This is a genomic window from Variovorax sp. V15, assembly GCF_041154425.1.
Taxonomy (GTDB): Bacteria; Pseudomonadota; Gammaproteobacteria; order Burkholderiales; family Burkholderiaceae_C; genus Variovorax; species Variovorax guangxiensis.
The window spans coordinates 5,399,248-5,423,442 of sequence record NZ_AP028659.1 but is presented as its reverse complement, the minus strand read 5'-3'; the positions used below and the strand labels follow the sequence as shown (position 1 = coordinate 5,423,442).

The following is a 24,195-nucleotide window of genomic DNA, read 5'->3' as shown; positions in this document are numbered from 1 at the left end:
GCCAGGGGCCTTTGTCCACGGGTTCCTGACGAGGGTCTGACGGCCGCCGCGCTGAATTTTGTTTCAGTTTCGCGGGGCCGGCCACGGCCCCGTTATCATCCGCGTCAAACCGCATGCCGGGATGCTTGGAAAAGCGCCCCGGCTTTTTTATTGAGATGGACACCGCCACACCGCTGCCACATCCCTTCGTAGAGTTTCGCGACGTCAAGTTCGGCTATGGTGCGCGCACCATCCTCGACGGCGTCTCGTTCGCCGTACCGCGCGGCAAGGTGACGGCGCTGATGGGCGCCTCGGGCGGCGGCAAGACCACCGTGCTGCGCCTGATCGGCGGGCAGCAGAAGGCGCAGCGCGGCGAGGTGCTCTTCGACGGCAATAATGTCGGCAGGATGGATGCGAGCGCCCTCTACGCCGCGCGCCGGCGCATGGGCATGCTGTTCCAGTTCGGCGCGCTCTTCACCGACATGAGCGTGTTCGACAACGTGGCGTTCCCGCTGCGCGAGCACACGCAACTTTCCGAAGCGCTGGTGCGCGACGTGGTGCTCATGAAGCTCGACGCGGTCGGCCTGCGCGGCGCGCGCGACCTGATGCCCAGCGAGGTGTCGGGCGGCATGGCGCGGCGCGTGGCGCTGGCACGGGCCATCGCGCTCGACCCCGACCTCGTGATGTACGACGAGCCCTTCGCCGGACTCGACCCGATCTCTCTGGGTACGGCCGCGCGCCTCATCCGCCAGCTCAACGACGCGCTGGGGCTCACCAGCATCATCGTGTCGCACGACCTGGAAGAAACCTTCCGCATCGCCGACCACGTGATCATCCTGGCCAACGGCGGCATCGCCGCGCAGGGCACGCCGGCCGAGGTGCGCGAGAGCGACGATCCGCTGGTCCATCAGTTCGTGAATGCGCTGCCCGACGGGCCGGTGCATTTCCATTACCCGGGCGTCAGCATCGAGGACGACTTCGGCAATGTCGAAGGAGGGCGCTCATGAGCGCCGCGCTGGGCCGCCCCGAGCAAGCGAAGGCCCCCTCGGGGGGCAGTGAGGACACGAAGTGCCGAACGTGGGGGCAAACATGACCTGGTGGAAGCCATCCGATGCCGGCTTTGCCACGCGCAGCCATCTGGCCAACCTCGGCTACGGCGCGAAGCTCTTCATGCGCCTGGTCGGTCCGGGCGCGCAGATCCTGCGCCGCTTCGGCCTGGTGCGCGACCAGATCCATTTCCTGGGCAACTACTCGCTGGCCATCATCGGCGTGTCGGGCCTGTTCGTGGGCTTCGTGCTCGGGCTGCAGATGTACTACGCGCTGCAGCGCTACGGGTCTTCCGAGGCGCTGGGCCTGCTGGTCGCGCTGAGCCTGGTGCGTGAGCTCGGTCCCGTGGTGGCGGCGCTGCTGTTCACCGGCCGTGCCGGCACCTCGCTGACGGCCGAGATCGGCCTGATGAAGGCCGACGAACAACTGAGCGCCATGGAGATGATGGCGATAGACCCCGTGCAGCGCGTGCTCGCGCCGCGCTTCTGGGCCGGCGTCATCACCATGCCGCTGCTGGCGGCGGTGTTCAGCGCCATTGGCATCATGGGCGGCTACGTGGTGGGCGTGCTGATGCTGGGCGTGGACCCCGGCGCGTTCTGGGCCCAGATGCAGGGCGGCGTCGACGTGTGGCGCGACGTCGGCAACGGCGTCATCAAGAGCATCGTCTTCGGTTTCACCGTGACCTTCATCGCGCTGCTGCAGGGCTACGAGGCCCAGCCCACGCCCGAGGGCGTATCGCGCGCGACCACGCGCACGGTGGTGACGGCGTCGCTGGCGGTGTTGGGCCTCGACTTCTTGTTGACCGCCATGATGTTCAGCATATGACCAGGCACACCCCCAGGCTTGCCCACTTCGTGTGGCCGCCAACCCCCTTGCAGGGGGCAACACCTGCAGCCCGGCCAAGCCGGTTCTGCGGTGTTCCCCGAATGAGCCAAACCGCTGGAATTTAGGAAGAGTCGATATGCAACGTTCCAACAACGACATCTGGGTCGGCCTGTTCGTCCTGATCGGCGCTGCTGCGCTGCTGTTCCTCGCGCTGCAGTCGGCCAACCTGCTGAGCCTGAACTTCCAGAAGACCTATTCGGTCACGGCGCGCTTCGACAACATCGGTGGCCTCAAGCCGCAGACCGCGGTGAAGAGCGCGGGCGTGGTGGTCGGGCGTGTGGAATCCATCTCCTTCAACGACAAGACCTTTCAGGCAGACGTCACTCTGGCTTTGCAAAACCGTTACAGTTTTCCCAAGGACAGCTCGCTCAAGATCCTGACCAGTGGCTTGCTCGGCGAGCAGTACATCGGAATCGAGGCGGGCGCCGAGGACAAGAACTTGCAAGCCGGCGACACCATCACCGCGACCCAATCGGCCGTGGTGCTGGAAAACCTGATCAGCCAGTTCCTGTACAGCAAGGCGGCGGAGGGAAATTCCACGCCTGGAACAGCCAATAAGAAATGAAAACACGATCTTCTTTGTTTTTTGCTATGAATAGCGTAGCAAGCCGGACCCGCTGGATTGGCGCCGGCGCGGTACTCGCCCTGGCCGCCGGTTGTGCGACCGGCCCCAACGCCAACCCCGCCGATCCCCTCGAGCCGTTCAACCGGGGTGTCTCGCGCTTCAACGACGCCGTCGACGATGCCGTGCTGGTGCCCGCGGCCACGGCCTACCAGAACGCGCTGCCCTCCATGGTGCGCACCGGCGTGAACAACTTCTTCAACAACATCGGTGACGTCTGGAACCTCGTCAACAACGTGGCCCAGCTCAAGCTGCAGAACAGTGCCGAGACCTTCATGCGGCTGAACGTCAACACCATCTTCGGCCTCGGCGGTGTGCTGGACGTGGCGACCGAAGCGCGACTCCCGCGCCACGAGGAAGACTTCGGCCAGACCCTGGGCTACTGGGGCGTTGGCTCCGGCCCGTACGTGGTGCTGCCGCTGCTGGGCTCCTCCACGCTGCGCGACACCGCCGCCAAGCCGCTCGACATGTGGGGCGACCCGCTGGGCTACGTGGAGGACATCCCCTGGCGCAATTCGCTGACGGTGCTGCGCGTCGTCGACACGCGCTCGCAGTACCTGCGCGCGAGCCGCCTGCTTGGCGACGCGGCGCTCGACAAGTATTCGTTCACGCGCGATGCGTACCTGCAGCGCCGCCGCAGCCAGGTCTACGACGGCAACCCGCCCGACGACGGCGGCGGCATGGACAAGGGCGCCGACAAATAAAGACGACGCAAGGGAGGGCAGCCCGCTTGCATCCGGTTGCAAGGCTTCACCTCCCGGACAGGAACCCCGTCGGCCCCGTGGGGCTCGAATCCGTTCCTGTCTCAGCAGCCGGTTTTTCCGGGTGCCTGCGGATTTTCAAACTTGAATGAGGGACTCTCCATGAACAACAAGACCCTGCAACGTCGCGATCTCGGCCGCCTGGCTCTGGCCGGCGCACTGCTGTTCAGTGCCGCCGTCGCCTTCGTCCAGCCCGCCCGTGCCGCCGACGAGGCGCCCGACGCACTGGTCAAGCGCCTGTCGACCGACGTGCTCGAGACGATCAAGGCCGACTCGTCCATCAAGTCAGGTGACGTCAACAAGATCATGGTGCTGGTCGACAGCAAGATCATGCCGAACGTCAACTTCCAGCGCATGACCGCTTCCGCCGTCGGCCCGGCCTGGCGTACCGCCACCCCCGAGCAGCAGAAGCGCCTGCAGGACGAGTTCAAGGCCCTGCTGGTCCGCACCTATGCCGGTGCGCTCGACCAGGTGACCGACCAGACCGTCACCGTACGCCCGTTCCGCGGCTCGCCCGACGACAAGGACGTGCTGGTGCGCACCGAGGTCCGCGGCCGCGGCGATCCGGTCCAGCTCGACTACCGCCTCGAGAAGACCCCTGGCCAGGGCGCCGGCTGGAAGGTCTACAACCTGAACGTGCTGGGCGTCTGGCTGGTCGATACCTACCGCACCCAGTTCGCGCAGGAAATCAACAAGAGCGGCATCGACGGCCTGATTACTGCGCTGGCCGCGCGCAACAAGGGCAACGGCAAGAGCTGAGCCGGAGCCGCGCGACATGCTGGTCCTGCCCGCCCGACTGACCCATGACGAAGCCCCCGCCTGCATGCGCATGCTGCAGCAGGGGCTCAAGGGCCAGACCGACTCGTCGTCCACCGTGGTCGACGCGACGGCGCTGACCCAGTTCGATTCATCGGCGCTGGCCGTGCTGCTCGAATGCCGGCGCGAATCGAGCGCGCTGGGGCGCGGTTTCTCCGTCAAGGGGCTCTCGCCCCGGCTGCGCGAACTGGCTGCCCTCTACGGCATTGCCGGACTTTTGCCCGCCGCGCCCTGACCCGTCGGACCCGGCCGGGGCCGCATGAGGGTATCGGGCCGCTGCCCGGCAGCTTGTAAAGCGGCACCTTAAAATCGCGGGCTCCCATGCCCGCGATCTCATTCCAGTCGGTCTCCAAGACCTATCCCCCCTCCAGACAGCAGAAGGCCCAGGGCAAGCCGGGGCTCAAGGCGGTCGACGAGGTCAGCTTCCAGATCGAGGAGGGCGAGTTCTTCGGCCTGCTCGGCCCGAACGGCGCGGGAAAGACCACCCTGATCAGCATGCTCGCGGGCCTTTCGCGGCCTACGGCGGGTGCCATCAGCGTCCACGGATTCGACGTGCAGCGCGAGTACGCGCAGGCGCGCCGCCAGCTCGGCATCGTGCCGCAGGAGCTGGTGTTCGACCCCTTCTTCAACGTGCGCGAGTCGCTGCGCATCCAGTCGGGCTACTTCGGCATCACCAACAACGAAGCCTGGATCGACGAGCTGCTGCAGAGCCTGGGCCTGGCCGACAAGGCCACGGCCAACATGCGCCAGCTCTCCGGCGGCATGAAGCGCCGCGTGCTCGTGGCGCAGGCGCTGGTGCACAAGCCGCCGGTGATCGTGCTCGACGAGCCCACCGCCGGCGTCGACGTCGAGCTGCGCCAGACGCTGTGGCAGTTCGTCGCCAGGCTCAACAAGCAGGGCAGCACCGTGCTGCTCACTACCCATTACCTCGAAGAGGCCGAGGCGCTGTGCAGCCGCATCGCGATGCTCAAGCTGGGCAAGGTGATCGCGCTCGACCGCACCAGCGAGCTGCTGAAATCGGCAGCGAGCAACGTGCTGCGATTCAAGACCGACGCCATGCTGCCCTGGGCCATCGCGCAGCATGCGCGCATCACCGGGCGCATCGTGCAGCTGCCGGCGCAGAACGCCCATGAAGTCGAACAACTGCTGGCCGCCATTCGCGAAGCCGGCGTCACGGTGGAAGACGTGGAAATGCGCAAGGCCGACCTGGAAGACGTGTTCATCGACCTGATGGCCGGCGAGCAGACGCCGCTGGAGGTGGCGCGATGAGCGCCGCGCCGGGCCGCCCCAAGCAAGCGAAGCTCCCCCTCGGGGGGAAGCACGGACACGCAGTGCCGTGCAAGGGGGCCTCATGATCGCCGTCACCGGCTGGCGCGCGCTGCTCTACAAGGAGACGCTGCGCTTCTGGAAGGTCGGCTTCCAGACCGTGGGCGCGCCGGTGCTCACCGCGCTGCTGTACCTGATGGTGTTCGGCCACGTGCTCGAAGATCACGTGAAGGTCTACGGCACGGTCGGCTACACCGCCTTCCTCGTTCCGGGCCTGGTGATGATGAGCGTGCTGCAGAACGCCTTCGCCAACAGCTCGTCCTCGATCATCCAGAGCAAGATCATGGGCAACCTGGTCTTCGTGCTGCTCACTCCTCTTTCGCACTGGGGCTGGTTCTTCGCCTACGTGGGCTCGTCGGTCATCCGCGGGCTGGCGGTGGGGCTGGGCGTGTTCGTGGTGACGGTGCTGTTCGCGCAGCCGAGCTTCGTCGCGCCGGTGTGGATCCTGGTGTTCGCGCTGCTGGGCTCGGCCATGCTGGGCACGCTGGGGCTCATCGCCGGACTCTGGGCCGAGAAGTTCGACCAGATGGCGGTGTTCCAGAATTTCCTGATCATGCCCATGACCTTCCTGTCGGGCGTGTTCTATTCGATCGGCTCGCTGCCGCCGTTCTGGCAGAACGTCAGCCACCTGAACCCGTTCTTCTACATGATCGACGGCTTCCGCTACGGCTTCTTCGGTGTGAGCGACGCCTCGCCCTGGCTCAGCCTGGGCATCGTCGGCACCGCATGGCTGGTGGTGAGTGCCATCGCCATCCATCTCCTGCGCATCGGCTACAAAATCAGAGGCTGAACGCCTCCTTCCACGACTCCCATGACCGCTGACCAGCTCCAAGCCATCATCACCGCCCACCTGCCGTGCGAGCACATCTCGCTGGAGGGCGATGGCCGACATTGGTACGCGACCATCGTCTCGGCCGAATTCGAGGGCAAGCGCTCGATCCAGCGCCACCAGCGGGTCTACGCCACCCTGGGTGCGAAAATGCACACCGACGAGGTGCATGCGCTTTCGATGAAGACATACACGCCGGCCGAATGGGCGGCGGTGGAAAAATGACTCCCCGGCCCCTGGCGGCCTCCTGATTTCGCTGGAACTTCGATGGACAAACTTCTGATTCGCGGCGGGCGAGAGCTCCGCGGCGAAGTACTCATTTCCGGCGCCAAGAACGCAGCGCTGCCCGAACTGTGCGCGGCCCTGCTGACCGACGAGCCCGTGGTGCTGCACAACGTGCCGCGCCTACAGGACGTGTCGACCATGCTCAAGCTGGTACGCAACATGGGTGTTTCGGCCGAGCGCGATGACAACGGCACCGTGCAACTCAACGCGGCCGAACTCACCAAGCCGGAAGCGCCCTACGAGCTGGTCAAGACCATGCGCGCCTCCGTGCTGGCCCTGGGCCCGCTGCTGGCGCGCTTCGGCCACGCCAAGGTGTCGCTGCCGGGCGGCTGCGCCATCGGCTCGCGGCCGGTCGACCAGCACATCAAGGGCCTGCAGGCCATGGGCGCCGGGATCGTGGTCGACCACGGCTACATGGTCGCGCGCCTGCCGGCGGGGCGCACGCGGCTGAAGGGCGCGCGCATCCTGACCGACATGGTCACCGTCACCGGCACCGAGAACTTCCTCATGGCCGCCGCGCTGGCCGAGGGCGAGACGCTGCTGGAGAACGCCGCGCAGGAGCCCGAGATCGTCGACCTGGCAGAGATGCTGATCCGCATGGGCGCGAAGATCGAAGGCCACGGCACCAGCCACATCCGCATCCAGGGCGTCGAGAAGCTGCACGGCTGCGAGCACGCCGTGGTGGCCGACCGCATCGAGGCCGGCACCTTCATGTGCGCCGTTGCGGCCACGGGTGGCGAGGCCTTCCTGCGCCACGCGCGTGGCGACCACCTCGACGCCGTGATCGACAAGCTGCGCGACGCCGGCTGCACCGTCAAGTCCGAGAAGGACGGCGTGCGCATCGCGTCCAGGGGGCCGGCGTACGAGCACCTGAAGGCGCAGAGCTTCAGCACCACCGAATACCCGGGCTTCCCGACCGACATGCAGGCCCAGTTCATGGCCCTGAACGTGATCGCGCGCGGCGCCTCGATGGTCACCGAGACCATCTTCGAGAACCGCTTCATGCACGTGAACGAGATGGTGCGCCTGGGCGCCCACATCCACGTCGAAGGCAAGGTGGCGATGGTCGAGGGCGTGCAGCAGCTCTCGGGCGCCACCGTGATGGCCACCGACCTTCGCGCGTCCGCCAGCCTCGTCATCGCCGGCCTCGTGGCCGAGGGCGAGACGCTGGTCGACCGCATCTACCACCTCGACCGGGGCTACGACCGCATGGAAGCCAAACTGCGCGGCCTCGGCGCCGACATCGAACGACTGACGGGAGCCGCAGCCGCATGATCACCTTCGCATCACAGGAGTCGCAATCGTGATCACGCTTGCTCTGTCCAAAGGCCGCATCTTCGAGGAGACGATGCCCCTGCTGGCCGCCGCCGGCATCGAGGTCACCGAAGACCCCGAGAAGTCGCGCAAGCTCATCCTCGGAACCACCCGCCCCGACGTGCGCGTGGTGCTGGTGCGTGCCTCCGACGTGCCCACCTACGTGCAGTACGGCGGCGCCGACCTCGGCGTGACCGGCCTCGACGTGCTGCTGGAGCACGGCAACCAGGGCCTCTACCAGCCGCTGGACCTGCGCATCGCCGCCTGCCGCCTGAGCGTGGCCGTGCGCGCCGACTACGACTACGCCTCGGCCGTGAAGCAGGGCTCGCGCCTGCGCGTGGCCACCAAGTACGTGGGCCTGGCACGCGACTTCTTCGCGAGCAAGGGCGTGCACGTCGACCTGATCAAGCTCTACGGCAGCATGGAGCTCGCGCCGCTCACCGGCCTGGCCGACGCCATCGTCGACCTGGTCTCCACCGGCAACACGCTCAAGGCCAACCACCTCGTCGAGGTGGAGCGCATCATGGACATCAGCGCCCGCCTGGTGGTGAACCAGGCCGCGCTCAAGCTCAAGCGCGAGCCCATCCGCCACATCATCGACGCCTTCGCCTCTGCCATTCCTTCCGCCTGAAACCTTCCGTCCCGTTCCATGACCTCGAAAGCAGCCCCCCTCCGCCTGTCCACGACTTCAGCCAGCTTCGACGCTGAATTCAAGGCGCGGCTGCATTGGTCGGCGGACGCCGACGCGGCCATCGAGAAGGTGGTGGCGGACATCCTCGCCGACGTGCAAAAGCGCGGGGACGAGGCGGTGCTCGAATACACCCGCCGCTTCGACGGCCTTGGTGCGATCGCCATGTCCGAACTCGAACTGACGCAGGCCGACTTCAAGGAAGCCTTCGACTCACTGCCCGCCGAACAGCGCGACGCGCTGCAGGCCGCGGCCGACCGCGTGCGCAGCTACCACGAGGCCCAGAAGAAGGCCAGCGGCGAGAGCTGGAGCTACCGCGACGCCGACGGCACGCTGCTGGGCCAGAAGGTCACGCCGCTGGACCGCGTGGGCATCTACGTGCCGGGTGGCAAGGCGGCCTATCCGTCGAGCCTGCTGATGAATGCGATTCCGGCCCACGTGGCCGGTGTCGGCGAAATCATCATGGTGGTCCCCACGCCCGTGAAGGGCAGCGTGGCGACGGGCGGCGCGGGCGGGCAGTCGTCCACGAAAGGCGAGCGCAATGTGCTGGTGCTTGCCGCCGCCTACGTGGCCGGCGTGACCCGCGCCTTCACCATCGGCGGTGCCCAGGCCGTGGCCGCGCTGGCCTACGGCACCGCCACGATCCCAGCCGTCGACAAGATCACCGGCCCCGGCAACGCCTATGTGGCCGCCGCCAAGCGCCGGGTGTTCGGCACCGTGGGCATCGACATGATCGCCGGCCCCAGCGAGATCCTGGTGCTGGCTGACGGCACCACGCCCCCCGAGTGGGTGGCGATGGACCTGTTCAGCCAGGCCGAGCACGACGAGCTGGCCCAGAGCATCCTGCTGTGCCCCGACGCGGCCTACATCGACCGCGTGCAGGCCGAAATCGACCGCCTGCTGCCCACGATGCCGCGCGCGGAGATCATCGCCGCCTCGCTCAACGGCCGCGGCGCGCTGATCCACACGAAAAGCATGGAAGAGGCCTGCGAGATCAGCAACCGCATCGCCCCCGAGCACCTGGAGGTGAGCAGCAGTGAGCCGAGCCGCTGGGAGCCGCTGCTGCGCCACGCCGGCGCGATCTTCCTGGGCGCCTTCACCAGCGAGAGCCTGGGCGACTACTGCGCGGGGCCGAACCATGTGCTGCCCACCAGCGGCACGGCGCGCTTCTCGAGCCCGCTGGGCGTGTACGACTTCCAGAAGCGCTCCAGCCTGATCGAGGTCAGCGAGGCCGGCGCCCAGGTGCTGGGCCCCATCGCCGTGACGCTGGCCGAGGGCGAAGGCCTGCAGGCGCACGCCGAGGCCGCGCGGATGCGGCTGCGTAAGATCTGAATTCCAACAACAACCCGCATGCGGGGGGAGAACGCCTGATGATCGATCGTCTTTTCGGTTTGCGTTTGTTCGGTTTCTTCGGTTCGCGCCCGTTCAGGTTCGCCGCCACTGCCATCGCCGGCGCCGCGCTGCTGGCCGCCTGCAGCCAGATGCCGCAGGCGCCGCGCGAATCGGTGGCCGCTACTGCCACGCCCAGCGCCGCGCCGGCGGCGCCCGCGCCGCAACTCGGCACGCAGTGGGGCGAGGGCATCGAATCGAAGACCCGCACGGTCGACGCCAAGCGGCTTTCCAGCCGGCCGGACGACGTGGCCTCGCTGGGCTACAACGAAGCCTCCGCCGTGCGCCGCGCGGTGGGCGGCAATCCCGAGCGTCGCCTGAACCTGCTGCTGGCCGACGGCGACGTCGAATGGTCTGTGCTCGACGAAGACGGCCGCCCGCTGCCGCTGCAGCGCGCCCGCCGCGGCGCCGGCGGCGACGACATGTTCCGCCTGGCCGGCGTCGAGGGCTCGCGCTACACGCTGCGCTTTCGTAACCTGAGCGAGCGCAGCTACGAGGTGATCGCCACGGTCGACGGCCTGGACGTGCTCAACGGCAAGCCCGGCAGCCTGCGCAACGGCGGCTACGTGCTGCGTCCGCTGCAGTCGCTGACCATCGAAGGCTTCCGCAAGAGCCAGAACGAGGTCGCCGCCTTCCGCTTTTCCGCGCCCGGCCGCGCCTATGCCGCCAACACCGAGGCCGGCGACGCGCGCAACATCGGCGTGATCGGCGCCGCGCTGTTCGAGCTGGAGGAGCGCGACGCGCCCCGCCGCCAGCGCCGCGACGCAGTCCCGGCGCAGCCCAGCGCCTTCCCGGCCGACGGCGCCTACGCGCCGCCGCCGCGCTACCGCAAGTGAGCCCCATGAAGCGTGCCGCCTTCCTGCTGCTCGCGCTGGCGGCGGCCGCAACCGGCGCGCAGGCCATGAGCATCCGCGAACTGCGCACGCTCGAAGCCGGCGAGAAAGATGGCAAGGCCTACGCCAGCTATTACCTCGTCGGCGTGCTCGAGGGGCTGCGCGAAGGCGTCGAGGCTTCTCAGCGCAATGGGCAGAAGCCCATCTTCTGCATCGAGGGCCGCCGCCTCGAGCCTTCCATGGCGCGCTCGCTCTACCAGACGGAGCTGAGCCGCAACGCCGACAGTTACGAAGCCGACATGCCAGTGCAACTGGTCATGGCCGGCGCCCTCCGCAACAGCTACCGCTGCACCCGATGACCGCTGCTCCTTCCGAATCCGCCCGCCTTCCGCTCGACCGCATCCGCGAGGACGTGCGGTCCATGAACGCCTACGCGGTGCAGGACGCCACCGGCTTCATCAAGCTCGACGCCATGGAGAACCCCTTCGGCCTGCCGCCCGCGCTGCAGGCCGAGCTCGGCGCGAGGCTGGGCGCACTGGCGCTCAACCGCTACCCGGGCGAGCGCGGCGCCGACCTGCGCCGCGCGCTGGCCGCGCATGCGCAGATGCCCGAGGGCTTCGAGCTGATGCTGGGCAACGGCTCGGACGAGCTGATCTCGCTGCTGGCCATCGCCTGCGACAAGCCCGGCGCGACGGTGCTCGCGCCGGTGCCCGGCTTCGTCATGTACGCCATGAGCGCCAGGCTGCAGGGGCTGCGCTTCGTCGGCGTTCCGCTCACGGCCGACTTCGAACTCGACGAGGCCGCCATGCTGGCCGCCATCGAGCGCGAGAAGCCCGCCATCATCTACCTCGCGTACCCGAACAACCCGACGGCCAACCTCTGGGACGACGCGGTGCTGGAGCGCATCGTCGAGGCCCAGGGCGCGCAGGGCGGCCTGGTGGCGATCGACGAGGCTTATCAACCCTTCGCCGCGCGCAGCTACATCGACCGCCTGGCAAGGCACGGCCACGTGCTGCTGATGCGCACGCTCAGCAAGTTCGGCCTGGCCGGCATCCGCCTGGGCTACCTCATGGGCCCGGCCCCGCTGGTCGCCCAGATCGACAAGGTGCGCCCCCCCTACAACATCAGCGTCCTGAACTGCGAGTGCGCGCTCTTCGCCCTGGAGAACGCCGACGTGTTCGAGGCGCAGGCCCGGCAGATCCGCGAGGAGCGCGAGCGCCTGATGATGGGGCTCGGCCGCCTGCCCGGCGTGAAGACCTGGCCTAGCGACGCCAACATGATCCTGCTGCGCGTACCCGATGCCGCCAAGACCTTCGAGGGCATGAAGGCCCACGGCGTGCTGGTGAAGAACGTTTCTAAAATGCACGATCTGCTCGCAAACTGCCTGCGCCTCACCGTCGGAACGGCCGACGAGAATGCGCGGATGCTCGCGGCACTCGAAGCCTCACTATGACCACCCCCACCAACACGGCCGCCACGGGCGCTGCCGATCGCACCGCGACCGTCACCCGCAACACCGCCGAGACGAAGATCACCGTCAGCGTCAACCTCGACGGCACCGGAAAGGCCAGGCTCTCCACCGGCATCGGCTTCTTCGACCACATGCTCGACCAGATCGCCCGCCACGGGCTGATCGACCTCGAGGTCGACTGCCAGGGCGACCTGCACATCGACGGCCACCACACGGTGGAAGACGTCGGCATCACGCTGGGCCAGGCGGTGGCCAGGGCCGTGGGCGACAAGAAGGGCATCCGCCGCTACGGCCACGCCTACGTGCCGCTGGACGAGGCCCTGAGCCGCGTCGTCATCGACTTCTCGGGCCGCCCGGGCCTGGAGATGCACGTGCCCTTCACCAGCGGAATGATCGGCGCCTTCGACAGCCAGCTCACCTACGAGTTCTTCCAGGGCTTCGTGAACCACGCCTTCGTCACGCTGCACATCGACAACCTCAAGGGCGTCAACGCGCACCACCAGTGCGAGACGGTGTTCAAGGCCTTCGCGCGCGCCATGCGCGGCGCGCTCGAGCTCGATCCGCGCTCGGCGGGAATGATCCCGTCGACCAAGGGTTCGCTCTGAGGACGGCGGCCTGAAAGCTATGAAATCTGTAGCAGCCAACACCGTCGCGGTCGTCGACTACGGCATGGGCAACCTGCACTCCGTATCGCAGGCCGTGCGCCACGCGGCCGACCAGATCGGCGTGGAAGTGTTCGTCACCTCCGACCCGGACGTGGTCCGCAAGGCCACCCGCGTGGTGCTGCCGGGGCAGGGCGCCATGCCCGACTGCATGCGAGAGCTGCGCGACTCGGGCCTGCAGGAATCGGTGCTCGAGGCGGCGGCGAGCAAGCCGCTGTTCGGCGTGTGCGTGGGCATGCAGATGATGCTGTCGCGCAGCGACGAGGGCCCGACCGACGGCCTCGGCCTCATTTCCGGCGAGGTGGTCAAGTTCGACCTGGCCGGGCGCCTGCAGCCCGACGGCAGCCGCTTCAAGGTGCCGCAGATGGGCTGGAACCAGGTGCGCCAGGCCCAGCCGCATGCAGTGTGGGCCGGGGTGCCCGACCTCAGCTATTTCTATTTCGTCCACAGCTTCTATGCCCGCCCGGCAAACCCCAAACACAGTGTGGGCGAGGCGGAATATGGCGCGAGCTTTACCGCAGCCATTGCACGCGATAACATTTTTGCAACCCAGTTCCACCCGGAGAAGAGTGCGGACCATGGGCTGCAGCTATATCGCAATTTCCTCCACTGGAACCCCTGAACCTGTTTTCCCGACCGGGCCGAAGCTTTGACAGCCCGGAATTCGCATACTCGCGTCACTTCCATGCTCCTCATTCCCGCCATTGATCTCAAAGACGGCCACTGCGTTCGCCTCAAGCAGGGCGACATGGATCAGTCCACCATCTTCAGCGAAGACCCCGCCGCCATGGCGCGAAAGTGGGTCGATGCCGGCGCGCGGCGGCTGCACCTGGTCGACCTGAACGGCGCCTTCGCCGGCAAGCCGCAGAACCACGCGGCGATCAAGGCGATCCTGAAGGAAGTGGGCGACGACATCCCGGTGCAGCTCGGCGGCGGCATCCGCGACCTCGACACCATCGAGCGCTACATCGACGACGGCCTGCGCTACGTGATCATCGGCACCGCCGCGGTCAAGAACCCCGGCTTCCTGAAGGACGCCTGCAGCGCCTTCGGCGGCCACATCATCGTGGGCCTGGACGCCAAGGACGGCAAGGTCGCCACCGACGGCTGGAGCAAGCTCACGGGCCACGAGGTGGCCGACCTGGGCAAGAAGTTCGAGGACTACGGCGTCGAGTCGATCATCTACACCGACATCGGCCGCGACGGCATGCTCTCGGGCATCAACATCGAGGCCACCGTCAAGCTCGCGCAGGCGCTCACCATCCCGGTGATCGCCTCGGGCGGCCTGTCGAACATGGCCGACATCGACCAGCTCTGCGCCGTCGAGTCCGACGGCGTCGAGGGCGTGATCTGCGGACGCGCCATCTACTCGGGCGACCTCGACTTCGCCGCCGCGCAAGCCCGCGCGGACGAGCTGACCGCCTGACGCTCCCGCCGCGCAGCGCGTGCTCTCCGCGCTCGCCATCGCCAACTACCGTTCGCTGCGGCAGCTGACCGTGCCGCTGGGCCGGCTCACGGTCGTGACCGGGGCCAACGGCAGCGGAAAGTCGAGCGTGTACCGCGCGATGCGCCTGCTGGCCGACATCGCCAACGGCGGCGTGATCCGCTCGCTGGTGCGAGAGGGCGGGCTCTCATCCACGCTGTGGGCAGGGCCCGAGCGCTTCTCGGCCGCGATGCTGCGCGGGGAGGTGCCGGTGCAGGGCACCACGCGCAGCGAGCCCGTGGCGCTGAAGCTGGGCTTCGCCGGCGCCGAGGCCGACGACTTCGGCTACGCCATCGACATCGGCCTGCCGCCGCCCGTTCCTTCCACCGCGTTCTCGCACGACCCGCAGATCAAGCACGAGGCCATCTGGAGCGGCCCGCTGCTGCGGCCCTCCACGCAGCTGGTCGACCGCAAGGGCGCCGCGCTGCGGCTGCGCGAGGGCAAGGGCTGGCAGGCCATCGGCCGGCCCATTCCGGCCTTTGCCAGCATGATGACCGAGCACGCCGACCCGCGCGACGCGCCCGAGATGCTCACGCTGCGCGAGCAGATGCGCTCCTGGCGCTTCTACGACCACTTCCGCTCGGACGCCGAGGCGCCCGCGCGGCAGCCGCAGCTGGGCACCTACACGCCGGTGCTCGCCAACGACGGCGCCGACCTGGCCGCCGCGCTGCAGACCATCCGGGAGATCGGCGACAACGAGGCGCTGGACCGCGCCGTGGATGACGCCTTTCCGGGCGCAGGCATCGAGATCCGCGTCAACGGCGACCGCTTCGAGACGCTGATGCACCAGCACGGCCTGCTGAGGCCGCTGACGGCCGCCGAGCTCTCCGACGGCACGCTACGCTACCTGCTGTGGATCGCGGCGCTGCTCACGCCGCGTCCGCCCGCGCTGCTGGTGCTGAACGAGCCCGAGACCAGCCTGCATCCCGACCTGCTGCCCGCGCTGGGGCGCCTCATCGCGCAGGCGGCGCGGCAGTCGCAGGTGATCGTGGTGTCGCACGCGGCGCGGCTCATCTCGGCGCTGGACGACAGCGACGGCATGCAGCCGGTGGTGCTGGAAAAGCGCTTCGGCGAGACCCGCATCGCGAATCTCGACATGAGCGAGATCCCGCGATGGGAGTGGCCTGCAAGATAGCGGACCTGCCTATTCGGCCTTCACCGACATCGTCTGGATGATGGTTTCCAGTTGCGCGCTCATCGGCAGGTTGATGCTCTCGCCCGAGGGTAGCTTGCGCAGGAACCAGCGCTTGTACTGCCGCTCGATCTCGCCGTCTTCCGCGAGCACCTGGAAGGTGTCGACGACCACCTTGTTGAGCTGAGCATCGCCCTTGCGGTACATGATCCCGTAAGGGTCGTAGGAGAGGAAGTCGCCGACCACCTCGTAGTCGGCCTTCGCGGCATCCTTGGCGATCAGGCCGTAGAGCAGCACGTCGTCGGTGGCGAAGGCGTCGGCCTGGCCGCTCTTCACGAGGCCGAAGGATTCGGCATGGTCGCGCGCCACCTGCAGGTCGATGTTCAGCTTGAACTTCTGCGACAGGTCGCGCAGCGTCTTCTCGTTGGTGGTGCCGGCCGTCACCGCGACCTTGCGGTTGGCGAGGTCGCGGAAGGACTTGATCGGCGAGCCCTTCTTCACCAGCACCTTGGTGCCCGAGACGAACATCGTCGGCGAGAAGCTCACGCGTTTCTGGCGCTCGAGGTTGTTGGTGGTGGAGCCGCACTCCAGGTCGACCTGTCCGTTCACGACCGCGTCGATGCGCGAGTCGGAGGTGACGGGCACCCACTTGATCGCGAGGCTCCTGTTGACCGCGTCCTCGATGGCCGTCACCAGCGCGCGGCACAGCTCGATCGAATAGCCGATGGGCTCGCCGCGCGCATTGAGGTAGGAGAACGGCACCGACGACTCGCGGTAGCCGATGGCGATGGTGCCGCTTTCGCGGGCCTTGGCCAGCGTGCCGGTGAGCTGCTCCTGCGCCCGCGCGGGAGCGGCGGGCAGTACGGCAGCAAGAACCACGGCCGCCAGCAGCGCGGCGAAAGCGGATGGCAATGTGCCGATGCGCTTCATGGTGCTTCGGCTCAGGCGTGCGCCGGGTGGGCGAGGGTGGCGTTGGCTTCCTCGTCGAGCGCCTTGGCGTTGACTTCGGCGTCGGCCTCCGAGAGCAGCTCGCCTTCCCATTTGGCGACCACAGCCGTGGCGATGGAGTTGCCCACCGCGTTGGTGGCCGAGCGGCCCATGTCGAGGAAGGTGTCCACGCCCAGGATCAGCAGCAGGCCGGCTTCGGGAATGTCGAAGTGGTTCAGCGTGGCGGCGATCACCACCAGCGAGGCGCGCGGCACGCCGGCCATGCCCTTGGAGGTGAGCATCAGGATCAGCAGCATCGTGATCTGCGTGCTGATCGGCATGTGGATGTTGTAGGCCTGCGCGATGAAGAGCACGGCGAAGGTGCAGTACATCATCGAGCCGTCGAGGTTGAACGAGTAGCCCATCGGCATCACGAAGCTGGAGATCTTGCGCTTCACGCCGAAACGGTCGAGCGCCTGCAGGATCTTCGGATAGGCCGCCTCGGAACTGGCCGTGGCGAAGGACAGCAGGAAGGCTTCCTTGATGAGCACCAGCAGCTTGAGCACGCGCGGGCCCAGGAACAGGAAGCCCGCCAGGATCAGCACGCTCCACAGCACGAACAGGCCAAGGTAGAAGTCGCCCATGAACACCGCGAACTTCAGCAGGATGCCCAGCCCGTTGACCGCCACCGTCGCGGCCATGGCGGCCAGCACGGCCAGCGGTGCGAGCTTCATCACGTAGCCCGTGATCTTGAGCATCGCGTGCGAGAGCTCCTCGATGGCGGCGACCAGCGTCTTCGCCTTGTCGCCCAGCGAGGCCAGCGCCACGCCGAAGAACATCGAGAACACCACGATCTGCAGGATCTCGTTGTTGGCCATGGCCTCGACGAAGGACTTGGGCACCGTGTGGCTCACGAAGTCCTTGAGCGTGAACTTGGCGGTGGCGAGGTTGGCCGAGGCGCCGATGTCCGGCAGCGGCAGGCCGAGGTTCTCGCCGGGCTTGAGCAGGTTGGCCATGACCAGGCCGATGACCAGCGAGATCAGCGAGGCGGTGAGGAACCAGCCGATGGCCTTGCCAAACACGCGGCCCACCGACTTGGCGTCGCCCATGTGCGCGATGCCCACCACCAGCGTGGAGAACACCAGCGGGCCGATCAGCATCTTGATGAGGCGCAGGAAGACGTCCGAGACGATGGAGACGTAGTCCGCGATTTCCTTGGCGGCCTTCTTGTCCGGAAAGCTGGTGAAGATCATGTAGCCGACGATGATGCCCAGCACCATCGCGATCAGGATCCATGCGGCCATCGGCAGCTTCTTCATTCGTATCCCCTTTTGTCGTGTGAGAGTGGTTTTTTCCGGGAGCGCGGGACCGGCCTGCACCTTGTCTCCCGATGCAGGCCGCCACAGGGTATCCAAGAAGGCCCCGGGCGCGCAATGGCCCGGGATGCCAGTTCCGTGCCACTGCACGGGCGCTGCCTACAATTCCTCACATGGAAACCAGCCTGATCGAGTTCCGCGGCCAGCCCGCCATGCGCGCCACGGGCGCCGACGGAAGTACCGTCACCATCGCACTGCATGGCGCCCATGTGCTCTCGTGGACCACGGCCGACGCCGTGGAAAGGCTCTACCTGAGCCCTCGCGCGGTGTTCGACGGGCAGGCAGCCATCCGCGGCGGCATACCCATTTGCTGCCCTCAGTTTAACCAGCGCGGCATGTTGCCCAAGCATGGCTTCATGCGCAATTTGCCTTGGGAAAACGCCCCTTCCGACGACCCTCAGACCCTGCGCCTGACCCTGCGCGACAACGAGGCCACGCGCAAGCTCTGGCCGCACTCTTTCGAGGCACGGCTGGATGCCACCCTGAGCCCAGGTGGGCTGCGAACGGCGCTCGCTTTGGTCAACACCGATGCGTCGCCGTGGTCCTTCGCGGCCGCGCTGCACACCTATCTGCGCGTCGACGACATCGCCCAGGCGCGCCTCGAAGGCCTGCAGGGCGCCGATCGCTGGGATTCGCTGACCGACGAGCGCCATGCCGAAACGGCAGCGTCGCTGCATTTCGACGCCGAATTCGACAGCGTCTATGCCGCGCCCACCCAGCCGCTACGCTTGGCGCAACCCGGCGGCGCCCTCGAAATCTCGCAAAGCCCCACCTGCACCGAAACCGTGGTCTGGAACCCCGGCGCCGCGCTCGGTGCGAAACTCGCCGACATGCCCGAAGACGGCTGGCGCCACATGCTCTGCGTCGAGGCGGCCCGCATCGACGAGCCCGTGCTGCTGGCGCCCGGCGCCCAATGGCTGGGCTGGCAACAGCTGCGCGTTCTCTGATCACCCCACCGGTTCCTTACCCCACCATGCTTGCCAAACGCATCATTCCCTGCCTCGACGTCACCGGCGGCCGTGTCGTCAAGGGCGTCAACTTCGTCGAACTGCGCGACGCCGGCGATCCGGTCGAGATCGCCGCGCGCTACAACGCGCAGGGCGCCGACGAGCTCACCTTCCTCGACATCACCGCCACCAGCGACGGCCGGGACCTGATCCTGCCCATCATCGAGGCGGTGGCCTCGCAGGTCTTCATTCCACTGACCGTGGGCGGCGGCGTGCGCACCGTGGCCGACGTGCGCCGGCTGCTCAATGCGGGCGCCGACAAGACCAGCTTCAACTCGGCCGCCATCGCCGATCCGCAGGTGATCAGCGATGCGTCGCAGAAATACGGCTCGCAGTGCATCGTGGTCGCCATCGACGCCAAGCGCCGCAGCCCCGAGGAAGCCGCCACGCGCGGCGCGGGCTGGGACGTGTACAGCCACGGCGGGCGCAAGAACACCGGCCTGGACGCCGTCGAATGGGCCACCGAGATGGCGCGCCGCGGCGCCGGCGAGATCCTCCTGACCAGCATGGACCGCGACGGCACCAAGAGCGGCTTCGACCTGGAGCTGACCCGTGCGGTGAGCAACGCCGTGAACGTGCCGGTGATCGCCTCGGGCGGCGTGGGCAGCCTGGACGATCTGGCCGACGGCATCCAGACCGGCGGCGCCGACGCGGTGCTGGCCGCGAGCATCTTCCACTACGGCGAGCACACGGTGGGCGAGGCCAAGGCCCGCATGGCAGCGCGGGGCATTCCCGTGCGCATCGACCGCTGAATGACCCTGCCGAGGCCCGCCGGACGCCTGTTCGAGGGTCTTTGGCCATCCCCGACAATACCGTCCATGAACTGGCTCGATGAAGTGAAGTGGGACGCGAACGGCCTGGTGCCCGTGATCGCGCAGGAACAGGGCAGCAACGACGTGCTGATGTTCGCCTGGATGAACCGCGAGGCGCTCGAGAAGACCGCCGAGCTGGGCCGCGCGGTGTATTTCAGCCGCTCGCGCAACAAGCTGTGGTTCAAGGGCGAGGAGTCGGGCCACGTGCAGACCGTGCACGAGATCCGCCTGGACTGCGACAGCGACGTGGTGCTGCTCAAGGTCACCCAACTCGGCCACGAGCCCGGCATCGCCTGCCACACCGGCCGCCACAGCTGCTTCTTCAACAAGTACGACAACGGCGGCTGGAAGGCCGTCGAGCCCGTCTTGAAAGACCCGGAATCGATCTACAAGTGACGGCCACAGTGAACAACGACAGCACCTCCGACGCGCTCGCCCGCCTGGCCGCGGTCATCGAAAGCCGCCTGCCGGCACGCGGCGGCGACCCCGAGAAAAGCTACGTGGCGCGCCTGCTGCACAAGGGGCCGGACGCCTTCCTCAAGAAGATCGGCGAGGAGGCCACCGAGGTCGTGATGGCCGCCAAGGACGCCGACCACGGCGGCGACCGCTCGAAAATAGTGAACGAAGTGGCCGACCTGTGGTTCCACACCATGGTGGCGCTGGCGCACTACGGTTTTTCCCCGTCCGACGTCACGGCCGAGCTGGAGCGCCGCGAGGGCACCAGCGGCATCGAGGAAAAGGCGCTTCGCAAGGTGAAGGCGCGGGAAGCCGAAGCCCCCAACGATTGAAAGGACACCTGCCATGGCCAACGACATCGTGAACGTGGAACCCGACGACTCGCTCAAGACCTGGGGCTGGGTCAGTTACATCCTGCACCTGATCGTGGCCATCGGCGCCGTCGTGCCGGGGGCGCAGGCCTCCGTGCTGCTCCTGCTGATCGCGCTGGTGATCGACTTCGTCAAGCGCGACGACGCTGCGGGCACCTGGCAGGCCTCGCATTTCAGCTGGCGCATCCGCTCGGTGCTCTGGGCGGGGCTGCTGTACATCGTCACCTCGTGGCTCTGGCTGCTGTTTCTCGTGCCGGGCTGGATTGCCTGGAGCCTGATCTCGCTGTGGTTCCTCTACCGGATCGTGAAAGGCATGATCCGGATGAACGACGGCCGTCCCATGGAACCCAAAGATGTCATCTGATCCGAACTGCGTCTTCTGCAAAATCATCGAGGGCAAGATTCCCTCCCGCAAGGTCTACGAGGACGAGGACCTGTTCGGCTTCCACGACATCGCGCCCTGGGCGCCGGTGCATTTCATGCTGGTGCCCAAGAAGCACATCGCCTCGATGGCGCAGCTGACGCCCGAGGATTCGGCGCTCATGGGCAAGATCATGACCCTGGCGCCCAGGCTGGCCCTGGAGCAGGGCTGCAGGCCTTATCCGGAGGGGGGCTTCCGCGTCGTGGTCAACACGGGCGCGGAGGGGGGGCAGGAGGTTCACCATCTCCATGTCCATGTCATGGGTGGCCCCCGGCCATGGCTTCGCGGCTGACGGGCATTAGGACAAACTGTCACATTCCGCCCGACTAAAATCGGACACATTCTTAGGAGTTCTCCATGGGTTCTTTTTCTATCTGGCACTGGCTGATCGTGCTGCTCGTCGTGGTCATGATCTTCGGCACCAAGAAGCTGCGGAACATGGGGTCGGATCTTGGAGGCGCCGTCAAGGGCTTCAAGGACGGCATGAAGGACGGCGCGTCCTCCGATGCCCCGGCCGCCTCTTCGGCCCCCGCCCAGCAGGTGACCGGCCAGCCGGCCAACAGCGACAAGTCGGCGATCGACGTCGAAGCGCGTCAGAAGTCCTGAGCACGGGCAGCAGCACGTGCTCGACCTCGGCATTGAGAAGCTGGCGCTGATCGGCGTCGTGGCGCTGATCGTCATCGGCCCGGAAAAGCTGCCGCGCGTGGCCCGCACCGTGGGCACGCTGCTGGGCAAGGCGCAGCGCTACGTGAACGACGTCAAGGCCGAAGTCAACCGCTCGATGGAGCTCGACGAGCTCCGCAAGATGAAGACCACCGTCGAGGATGCGGCGCGCGACGTCGAGCACAGCATCCACACGGGCGCGAGCGAGTTCGAGAAGCAGTTCAGCGGTTCGGGCGAAACCCTCTCGGCGCTGGCCGAACCCGAGCCGCCGCCGCCGCCGGTTTACAAGCACCCCCGCAAGAACTGGCGCCTGAAGCAGGGCGCCACGCCGCAGTGGTACAAGGCGCGCAACGGCGTGCGCACCAAGGCGCTCTCGGGCGCGGCGCGCGTCGCGCGCTTCCGTCCGCACAAGATCAACTAAGGGCCGGGCTCCCACTACCGCGCTCCCGGGCGCCGGCCGGCGTCACGCTATCTCCTCTTCTTCCCAATGGCCGATTCCGACAGCAAGAGCAAAGACAAAGAAGACGAGCTCGCGGGCACCGAACAGCCGTTCGTGGCGCACCTGGTCGAGCTTCGCGACCGGCTGCTCTACTGCGTCTACGGCCTCGTGGTCGCGGGCATCCTGCTGGCCATCTGGCCGGGCCCGGGCGGCCTGATCGACCTGATCGCGCTGCCGATCAAGGCGCACATGCCGCACGACGCGAAGCTGATCGCCATCGGCGTGTTCTCGCCCTTCTTCGTGCCGCTCAAGGTGCTGATGATGGCGGCCGTGCTCCTGGCGCTGCCCTGGCTCATGTACCAGGCGTGGATGTTCATCGCGCCGGGCCTCTACAGTCATGAAAAGCGTTTCGCGCTGCCGCTGATCTTCTTCGGCAGCCTGCTGGCCTATGCGGGCATCGCCTTCGTGCAGCTCTTCGTGCTGGACAAGATGTTCAGCTTCATTCAGCGCTTCGCGCCGGCCGCGGTGCAGGCGACACCCGACATTTCCTCCTACGTCGAGGCGATCCTGTCGCTCTACATCGCCTTCGGCGTGGCGTTCCAGGTGCCGATCGTCGTCATGCTGCTGGTGCGTTTCGAGATGGTGACCATCGAGAAGCTGCGCTCCTTCCGCGGCTACTTCATCGTGGTCGCGTTCGTCGTGGCCGCGGTGCTCACGCCACCCGACGTGGTCTCGCAACTGGCACTGGCCGTGCCGATGTGCCTGCTTTACGAGGTGGGCATCATCGGGGCCAAGTACTTCGCCAGCACCGGCAAGAAGCCCGAAGAAGAACAGAGCGCCGACTCGGCTTCCAGCTAGTTTCCAGGGGTCTGGCGGCAGCATTCAGCCCACCCTGCGGCCGTCAACGTCCCCAAGAAAATCCAGAAACACCGCGGAACCGGCTTTGCCGGGCCGCTGGTGTTGCCCCTCGGAAGGGGGGCGCAGCGACACGAAGTGCGCGAAGCCTGGGGGTGAACCTATTCCTGTTGATTGGGCACCTGCCGCACCGGGCTCTTCGGCCGCAGGCCCGGTGTCACGTCCAGTTCCATCTTGTCGCTGCCGCGCTGCAGCGCGAAGCGCGAGGTGCTGCCGGGCTTCAGGCCGGCTACCGCGGTCAGCAGGGCCTGCACGTTGTCCGTCTTCTTCTCGCCCACCGAGGTGATCACGTCGCCCGGGCGGATGCCTGCCTTGGCGGCGGGGCCGTTCTGCAGCACGCCGGTGATGATCACGCCCGCGTCGGCCTTCACGCCGAAGGTCTCGGCCAGTTCGGGCGACAGGTCGCTCGGCTCCACGCCGATCCAGCCGCGGCGCACCTGGCCTTCCTTGACGATGCCCTCGAGCACGATCTTGGCCATCGACACCGGAATGGCGAAGCCGATGCCCATGCTGCCGCCCGAGCGCGAGTAGATCGCGGTGTTGATGCCCTGCAGGTTCCCGTTCACGTCGATCAGTGCACCGCCCGAGTTGCCGGGGTTGATGGCGGCGTCGGTCTGGATGAAGTTCTCGAAGTTGTTGATGCCCAGCTGGTTGCGGCCCAGCGCCGACACGATGCCGCTGGTCACGGTCTGGCCCACGCCGAAGGGGTTGCCGATGGCCAGCACCTGGTCGCCGACCTGCAGGCCGTCGGAGTCGCCCAGCACGATCACGGGCAGCTTGTCGAGCTCGATCTTCAGCACTGCCAGGTCGGTGTCGGGGTCGGTGCCGATCACCTTGCCGCGGGTGTGGCGGCTGTCGTTGAGCGTCACCTCGATCTCGTCGGCGCCTTCCACCACGTGGTTGTTGGTGAGGATGTAGCCGTCCGGGCTCACGATCACGCCGCTGCCCAGGCCCACCTGGGGCTGGTCGTCCTGGTCGCCGAAGAAGAAGCGGAACCACGGGTCGTTGCTGCGCGGGTGGCGCTGCGCGGCCTTGCTGGTGTTGATGCTCACCACCGCCGGAGAAGCCTTCTTGGCCGGCGCGCTCAGGCTGCCAGGCGCCGCGATGTTCGGGTTGCTCGCTGGCGCCTCGACGATGGAGACCACCCCGCCCAGCGAGGTCGCGCGCTTGTTGATCCACTCGGGCTTGAGCGTCGCGACGACGAAGTAGACCGCCAGCAGGACGGTCACGGCTTGGGCAAATAGCAGCCAGGTGCGTTTCATGAAAGATTGGTGAAAAAGGCGTTG

The 24,195-nt window shown here is 67.2% G+C and carries 31 protein-coding genes; 28 read left to right on the top strand and 3 right to left on the bottom strand.

The window, feature by feature from the left end; translation table 11 throughout:
• Positions 1-155: 155 nt before the first annotated feature.
• The 19 genes from ACAM57_RS25920 (at position 156) to ACAM57_RS25830 (ending at position 15,525) form a co-directional block, all read left to right on the top strand.
• Positions 156-986 (top strand): ABC transporter ATP-binding protein, encoded by an 831-nt coding sequence (locus tag ACAM57_RS25920; protein ID WP_369659445.1) that lies wholly within the window; start codon positions 156-158, stop codon positions 984-986.
• 82 nt (positions 987-1,068) lie between these two features.
• Positions 1,069-1,851 carry a lipid asymmetry maintenance ABC transporter permease subunit MlaE gene (mlaE, locus tag ACAM57_RS25915; RefSeq protein WP_184635095.1) on the top strand — a complete coding sequence of 261 codons (783 nt, stop codon included), beginning with the start codon at positions 1,069-1,071 and terminating at the stop codon, positions 1,849-1,851.
• A gap of 136 nt (positions 1,852-1,987) precedes the next feature.
• Positions 1,988-2,476: an outer membrane lipid asymmetry maintenance protein MlaD gene (gene mlaD, locus ACAM57_RS25910; protein ID WP_019654418.1), complete on the top strand. Its 489-nt coding sequence runs from the start codon at positions 1,988-1,990 to the stop codon at positions 2,474-2,476.
• 26 nt (positions 2,477-2,502) lie between these two features.
• Positions 2,503-3,237, top strand: coding sequence for a VacJ family lipoprotein (locus tag ACAM57_RS25905; protein WP_206169519.1), 735 nt, complete (start codon positions 2,503-2,505; stop codon positions 3,235-3,237).
• 159 nt (positions 3,238-3,396) lie between these two features.
• Positions 3,397-4,053, top strand: a complete 657-nt coding sequence (locus tag ACAM57_RS25900) for a phospholipid-binding protein MlaC (protein WP_126022998.1) — start codon at positions 3,397-3,399, stop codon at positions 4,051-4,053.
• 16 nt (positions 4,054-4,069) lie between these two features.
• Complete coding sequence (locus ACAM57_RS25895; RefSeq protein ID WP_126022999.1) at positions 4,070-4,345, top strand: lipid asymmetry maintenance protein MlaB; 276 nt, start codon at positions 4,070-4,072, stop codon at positions 4,343-4,345.
• Positions 4,346-4,431: 86 nt separating this feature from the next.
• A complete protein-coding gene (locus tag ACAM57_RS25890; protein WP_126023000.1) occupies positions 4,432-5,379 on the top strand; it encodes an ABC transporter ATP-binding protein in 948 nt (315 codons plus the stop codon).
• An 82-nt stretch (positions 5,380-5,461) separates the two neighbouring features.
• Positions 5,462-6,226, top strand: coding sequence for an ABC transporter permease (locus ACAM57_RS25885; RefSeq protein ID WP_126023001.1), 765 nt, complete (start codon positions 5,462-5,464; stop codon positions 6,224-6,226).
• A 21-nt stretch (positions 6,227-6,247) separates the two neighbouring features.
• Positions 6,248-6,490: a BolA family protein gene (locus ACAM57_RS25880; protein WP_019654412.1), complete on the top strand. Its 243-nt coding sequence runs from the start codon at positions 6,248-6,250 to the stop codon at positions 6,488-6,490.
• Positions 6,491-6,532: 42 nt separating this feature from the next.
• Positions 6,533-7,825, top strand: a complete 1,293-nt coding sequence (murA, locus tag ACAM57_RS25875; RefSeq protein WP_369659444.1) for a UDP-N-acetylglucosamine 1-carboxyvinyltransferase — start codon at positions 6,533-6,535, stop codon at positions 7,823-7,825.
• Between the two features lie 28 nt (positions 7,826-7,853).
• On the top strand, positions 7,854-8,495 hold the full coding sequence (gene hisG / locus ACAM57_RS25870; protein ID WP_093196366.1) for an ATP phosphoribosyltransferase: 642 nt from the start codon (positions 7,854-7,856) through the stop codon (positions 8,493-8,495).
• A gap of 18 nt (positions 8,496-8,513) precedes the next feature.
• Complete coding sequence (gene hisD, locus ACAM57_RS25865) at positions 8,514-9,884, top strand: histidinol dehydrogenase (protein WP_369659443.1); 1,371 nt, start codon at positions 8,514-8,516, stop codon at positions 9,882-9,884.
• A gap of 38 nt (positions 9,885-9,922) precedes the next feature.
• On the top strand, positions 9,923-10,777 hold the full coding sequence (locus ACAM57_RS25860; RefSeq protein WP_369659442.1) for a hypothetical protein: 855 nt from the start codon (positions 9,923-9,925) through the stop codon (positions 10,775-10,777).
• 5 nt (positions 10,778-10,782) lie between these two features.
• Positions 10,783-11,133: a hypothetical protein gene (locus ACAM57_RS25855; protein ID WP_126023007.1), complete on the top strand. Its 351-nt coding sequence runs from the start codon at positions 10,783-10,785 to the stop codon at positions 11,131-11,133.
• Positions 11,130-12,227 carry a histidinol-phosphate transaminase gene (gene hisC / locus ACAM57_RS25850; protein WP_369659441.1) on the top strand — a complete coding sequence of 366 codons (1,098 nt, stop codon included), beginning with the start codon at positions 11,130-11,132 and terminating at the stop codon, positions 12,225-12,227. The genes ACAM57_RS25855 and hisC overlap by 4 nt, the downstream gene beginning before the upstream one ends.
• Entirely contained in the window at positions 12,224-12,850 is a 627-nt protein-coding gene (hisB, locus tag ACAM57_RS25845) for an imidazoleglycerol-phosphate dehydratase HisB (protein ID WP_369659440.1), read from the top strand. Before hisC ends, hisB begins: the two co-directional genes overlap by 4 nt.
• A gap of 19 nt (positions 12,851-12,869) precedes the next feature.
• A complete protein-coding gene (hisH, locus tag ACAM57_RS25840) occupies positions 12,870-13,529 on the top strand; it encodes an imidazole glycerol phosphate synthase subunit HisH (RefSeq protein WP_369659439.1) in 660 nt (219 codons plus the stop codon).
• A gap of 63 nt (positions 13,530-13,592) precedes the next feature.
• The gene (gene hisA / locus ACAM57_RS25835) at positions 13,593-14,333 is read left to right on the top strand and encodes a 1-(5-phosphoribosyl)-5-[(5-phosphoribosylamino)methylideneamino]imidazole-4-carboxamide isomerase (protein ID WP_093299818.1); all 741 of its coding nucleotides are present in this window, start codon (positions 13,593-13,595) and stop codon (positions 14,331-14,333) included.
• Between the two features lie 19 nt (positions 14,334-14,352).
• Complete coding sequence (locus ACAM57_RS25830; RefSeq protein ID WP_369659438.1) at positions 14,353-15,525, top strand: AAA family ATPase; 1,173 nt, start codon at positions 14,353-14,355, stop codon at positions 15,523-15,525.
• 9 nt (positions 15,526-15,534) lie between these two features.
• On the opposite strand, the gene ACAM57_RS25825 is transcribed toward ACAM57_RS25830, so the two are convergent.
• Together ACAM57_RS25825 and ACAM57_RS25820 are read right to left on the bottom strand one after the other, a co-directional pair.
• Positions 15,535-16,452 carry an amino acid ABC transporter substrate-binding protein gene (locus ACAM57_RS25825; protein WP_369659437.1) on the bottom strand — a complete coding sequence of 306 codons (918 nt, stop codon included), beginning with the start codon at positions 16,450-16,452 and terminating at the stop codon, positions 15,535-15,537.
• An 11-nt stretch (positions 16,453-16,463) separates the two neighbouring features.
• Positions 16,464-17,768: a dicarboxylate/amino acid:cation symporter gene (locus ACAM57_RS25820; RefSeq protein WP_184635111.1), complete on the bottom strand. Its 1,305-nt coding sequence runs from the start codon at positions 17,766-17,768 to the stop codon at positions 16,464-16,466.
• Between the two features lie 170 nt (positions 17,769-17,938).
• On the opposite strand from ACAM57_RS25820, the gene ACAM57_RS25815 reads away from it, so the two are divergent.
• The 9 genes from ACAM57_RS25815 to tatC all read left to right on the top strand — a co-directional run bounded on the left by ACAM57_RS25815 (position 17,939) and on the right by tatC (position 22,852).
• On the top strand, positions 17,939-18,772 hold the full coding sequence (locus ACAM57_RS25815; RefSeq protein WP_369659436.1) for a D-hexose-6-phosphate mutarotase: 834 nt from the start codon (positions 17,939-17,941) through the stop codon (positions 18,770-18,772).
• A gap of 26 nt (positions 18,773-18,798) precedes the next feature.
• The gene (hisF, locus tag ACAM57_RS25810; RefSeq protein WP_126023015.1) at positions 18,799-19,584 is read left to right on the top strand and encodes an imidazole glycerol phosphate synthase subunit HisF; all 786 of its coding nucleotides are present in this window, start codon (positions 18,799-18,801) and stop codon (positions 19,582-19,584) included.
• A 57-nt stretch (positions 19,585-19,641) separates the two neighbouring features.
• On the top strand, positions 19,642-20,040 hold the full coding sequence (gene hisI / locus ACAM57_RS25805; protein ID WP_184605003.1) for a phosphoribosyl-AMP cyclohydrolase: 399 nt from the start codon (positions 19,642-19,644) through the stop codon (positions 20,038-20,040).
• Complete coding sequence (locus ACAM57_RS25800) at positions 20,037-20,432, top strand: phosphoribosyl-ATP diphosphatase (protein ID WP_126023016.1); 396 nt, start codon at positions 20,037-20,039, stop codon at positions 20,430-20,432. The genes hisI and ACAM57_RS25800 overlap by 4 nt, the downstream gene beginning before the upstream one ends.
• A gap of 13 nt (positions 20,433-20,445) precedes the next feature.
• A complete protein-coding gene (locus tag ACAM57_RS25795; protein ID WP_126023017.1) occupies positions 20,446-20,835 on the top strand; it encodes a hypothetical protein in 390 nt (129 codons plus the stop codon).
• Positions 20,825-21,184 carry a histidine triad nucleotide-binding protein gene (locus ACAM57_RS25790; RefSeq protein ID WP_369659435.1) on the top strand — a complete coding sequence of 120 codons (360 nt, stop codon included), beginning with the start codon at positions 20,825-20,827 and terminating at the stop codon, positions 21,182-21,184. The genes ACAM57_RS25795 and ACAM57_RS25790 overlap by 11 nt, the downstream gene beginning before the upstream one ends.
• Positions 21,185-21,249: 65 nt before the next feature.
• The gene (tatA, locus tag ACAM57_RS25785; protein ID WP_093196339.1) at positions 21,250-21,498 is read left to right on the top strand and encodes a Sec-independent protein translocase subunit TatA; all 249 of its coding nucleotides are present in this window, start codon (positions 21,250-21,252) and stop codon (positions 21,496-21,498) included.
• A gap of 16 nt (positions 21,499-21,514) precedes the next feature.
• Entirely contained in the window at positions 21,515-21,976 is a 462-nt protein-coding gene (gene tatB / locus ACAM57_RS25780; protein ID WP_019654392.1) for a Sec-independent protein translocase protein TatB, read from the top strand.
• 66 nt (positions 21,977-22,042) lie between these two features.
• Positions 22,043-22,852, top strand: coding sequence for a twin-arginine translocase subunit TatC (gene tatC / locus ACAM57_RS25775; protein ID WP_184635118.1), 810 nt, complete (start codon positions 22,043-22,045; stop codon positions 22,850-22,852).
• Between the two features lie 158 nt (positions 22,853-23,010).
• On the opposite strand, the gene ACAM57_RS25770 is transcribed toward tatC, so the two are convergent.
• Positions 23,011-24,171 carry a trypsin-like peptidase domain-containing protein gene (locus ACAM57_RS25770; protein ID WP_369659434.1) on the bottom strand — a complete coding sequence of 387 codons (1,161 nt, stop codon included), beginning with the start codon at positions 24,169-24,171 and terminating at the stop codon, positions 23,011-23,013.
• Between the last annotated feature and the right edge of the window lie 24 nt (positions 24,172-24,195).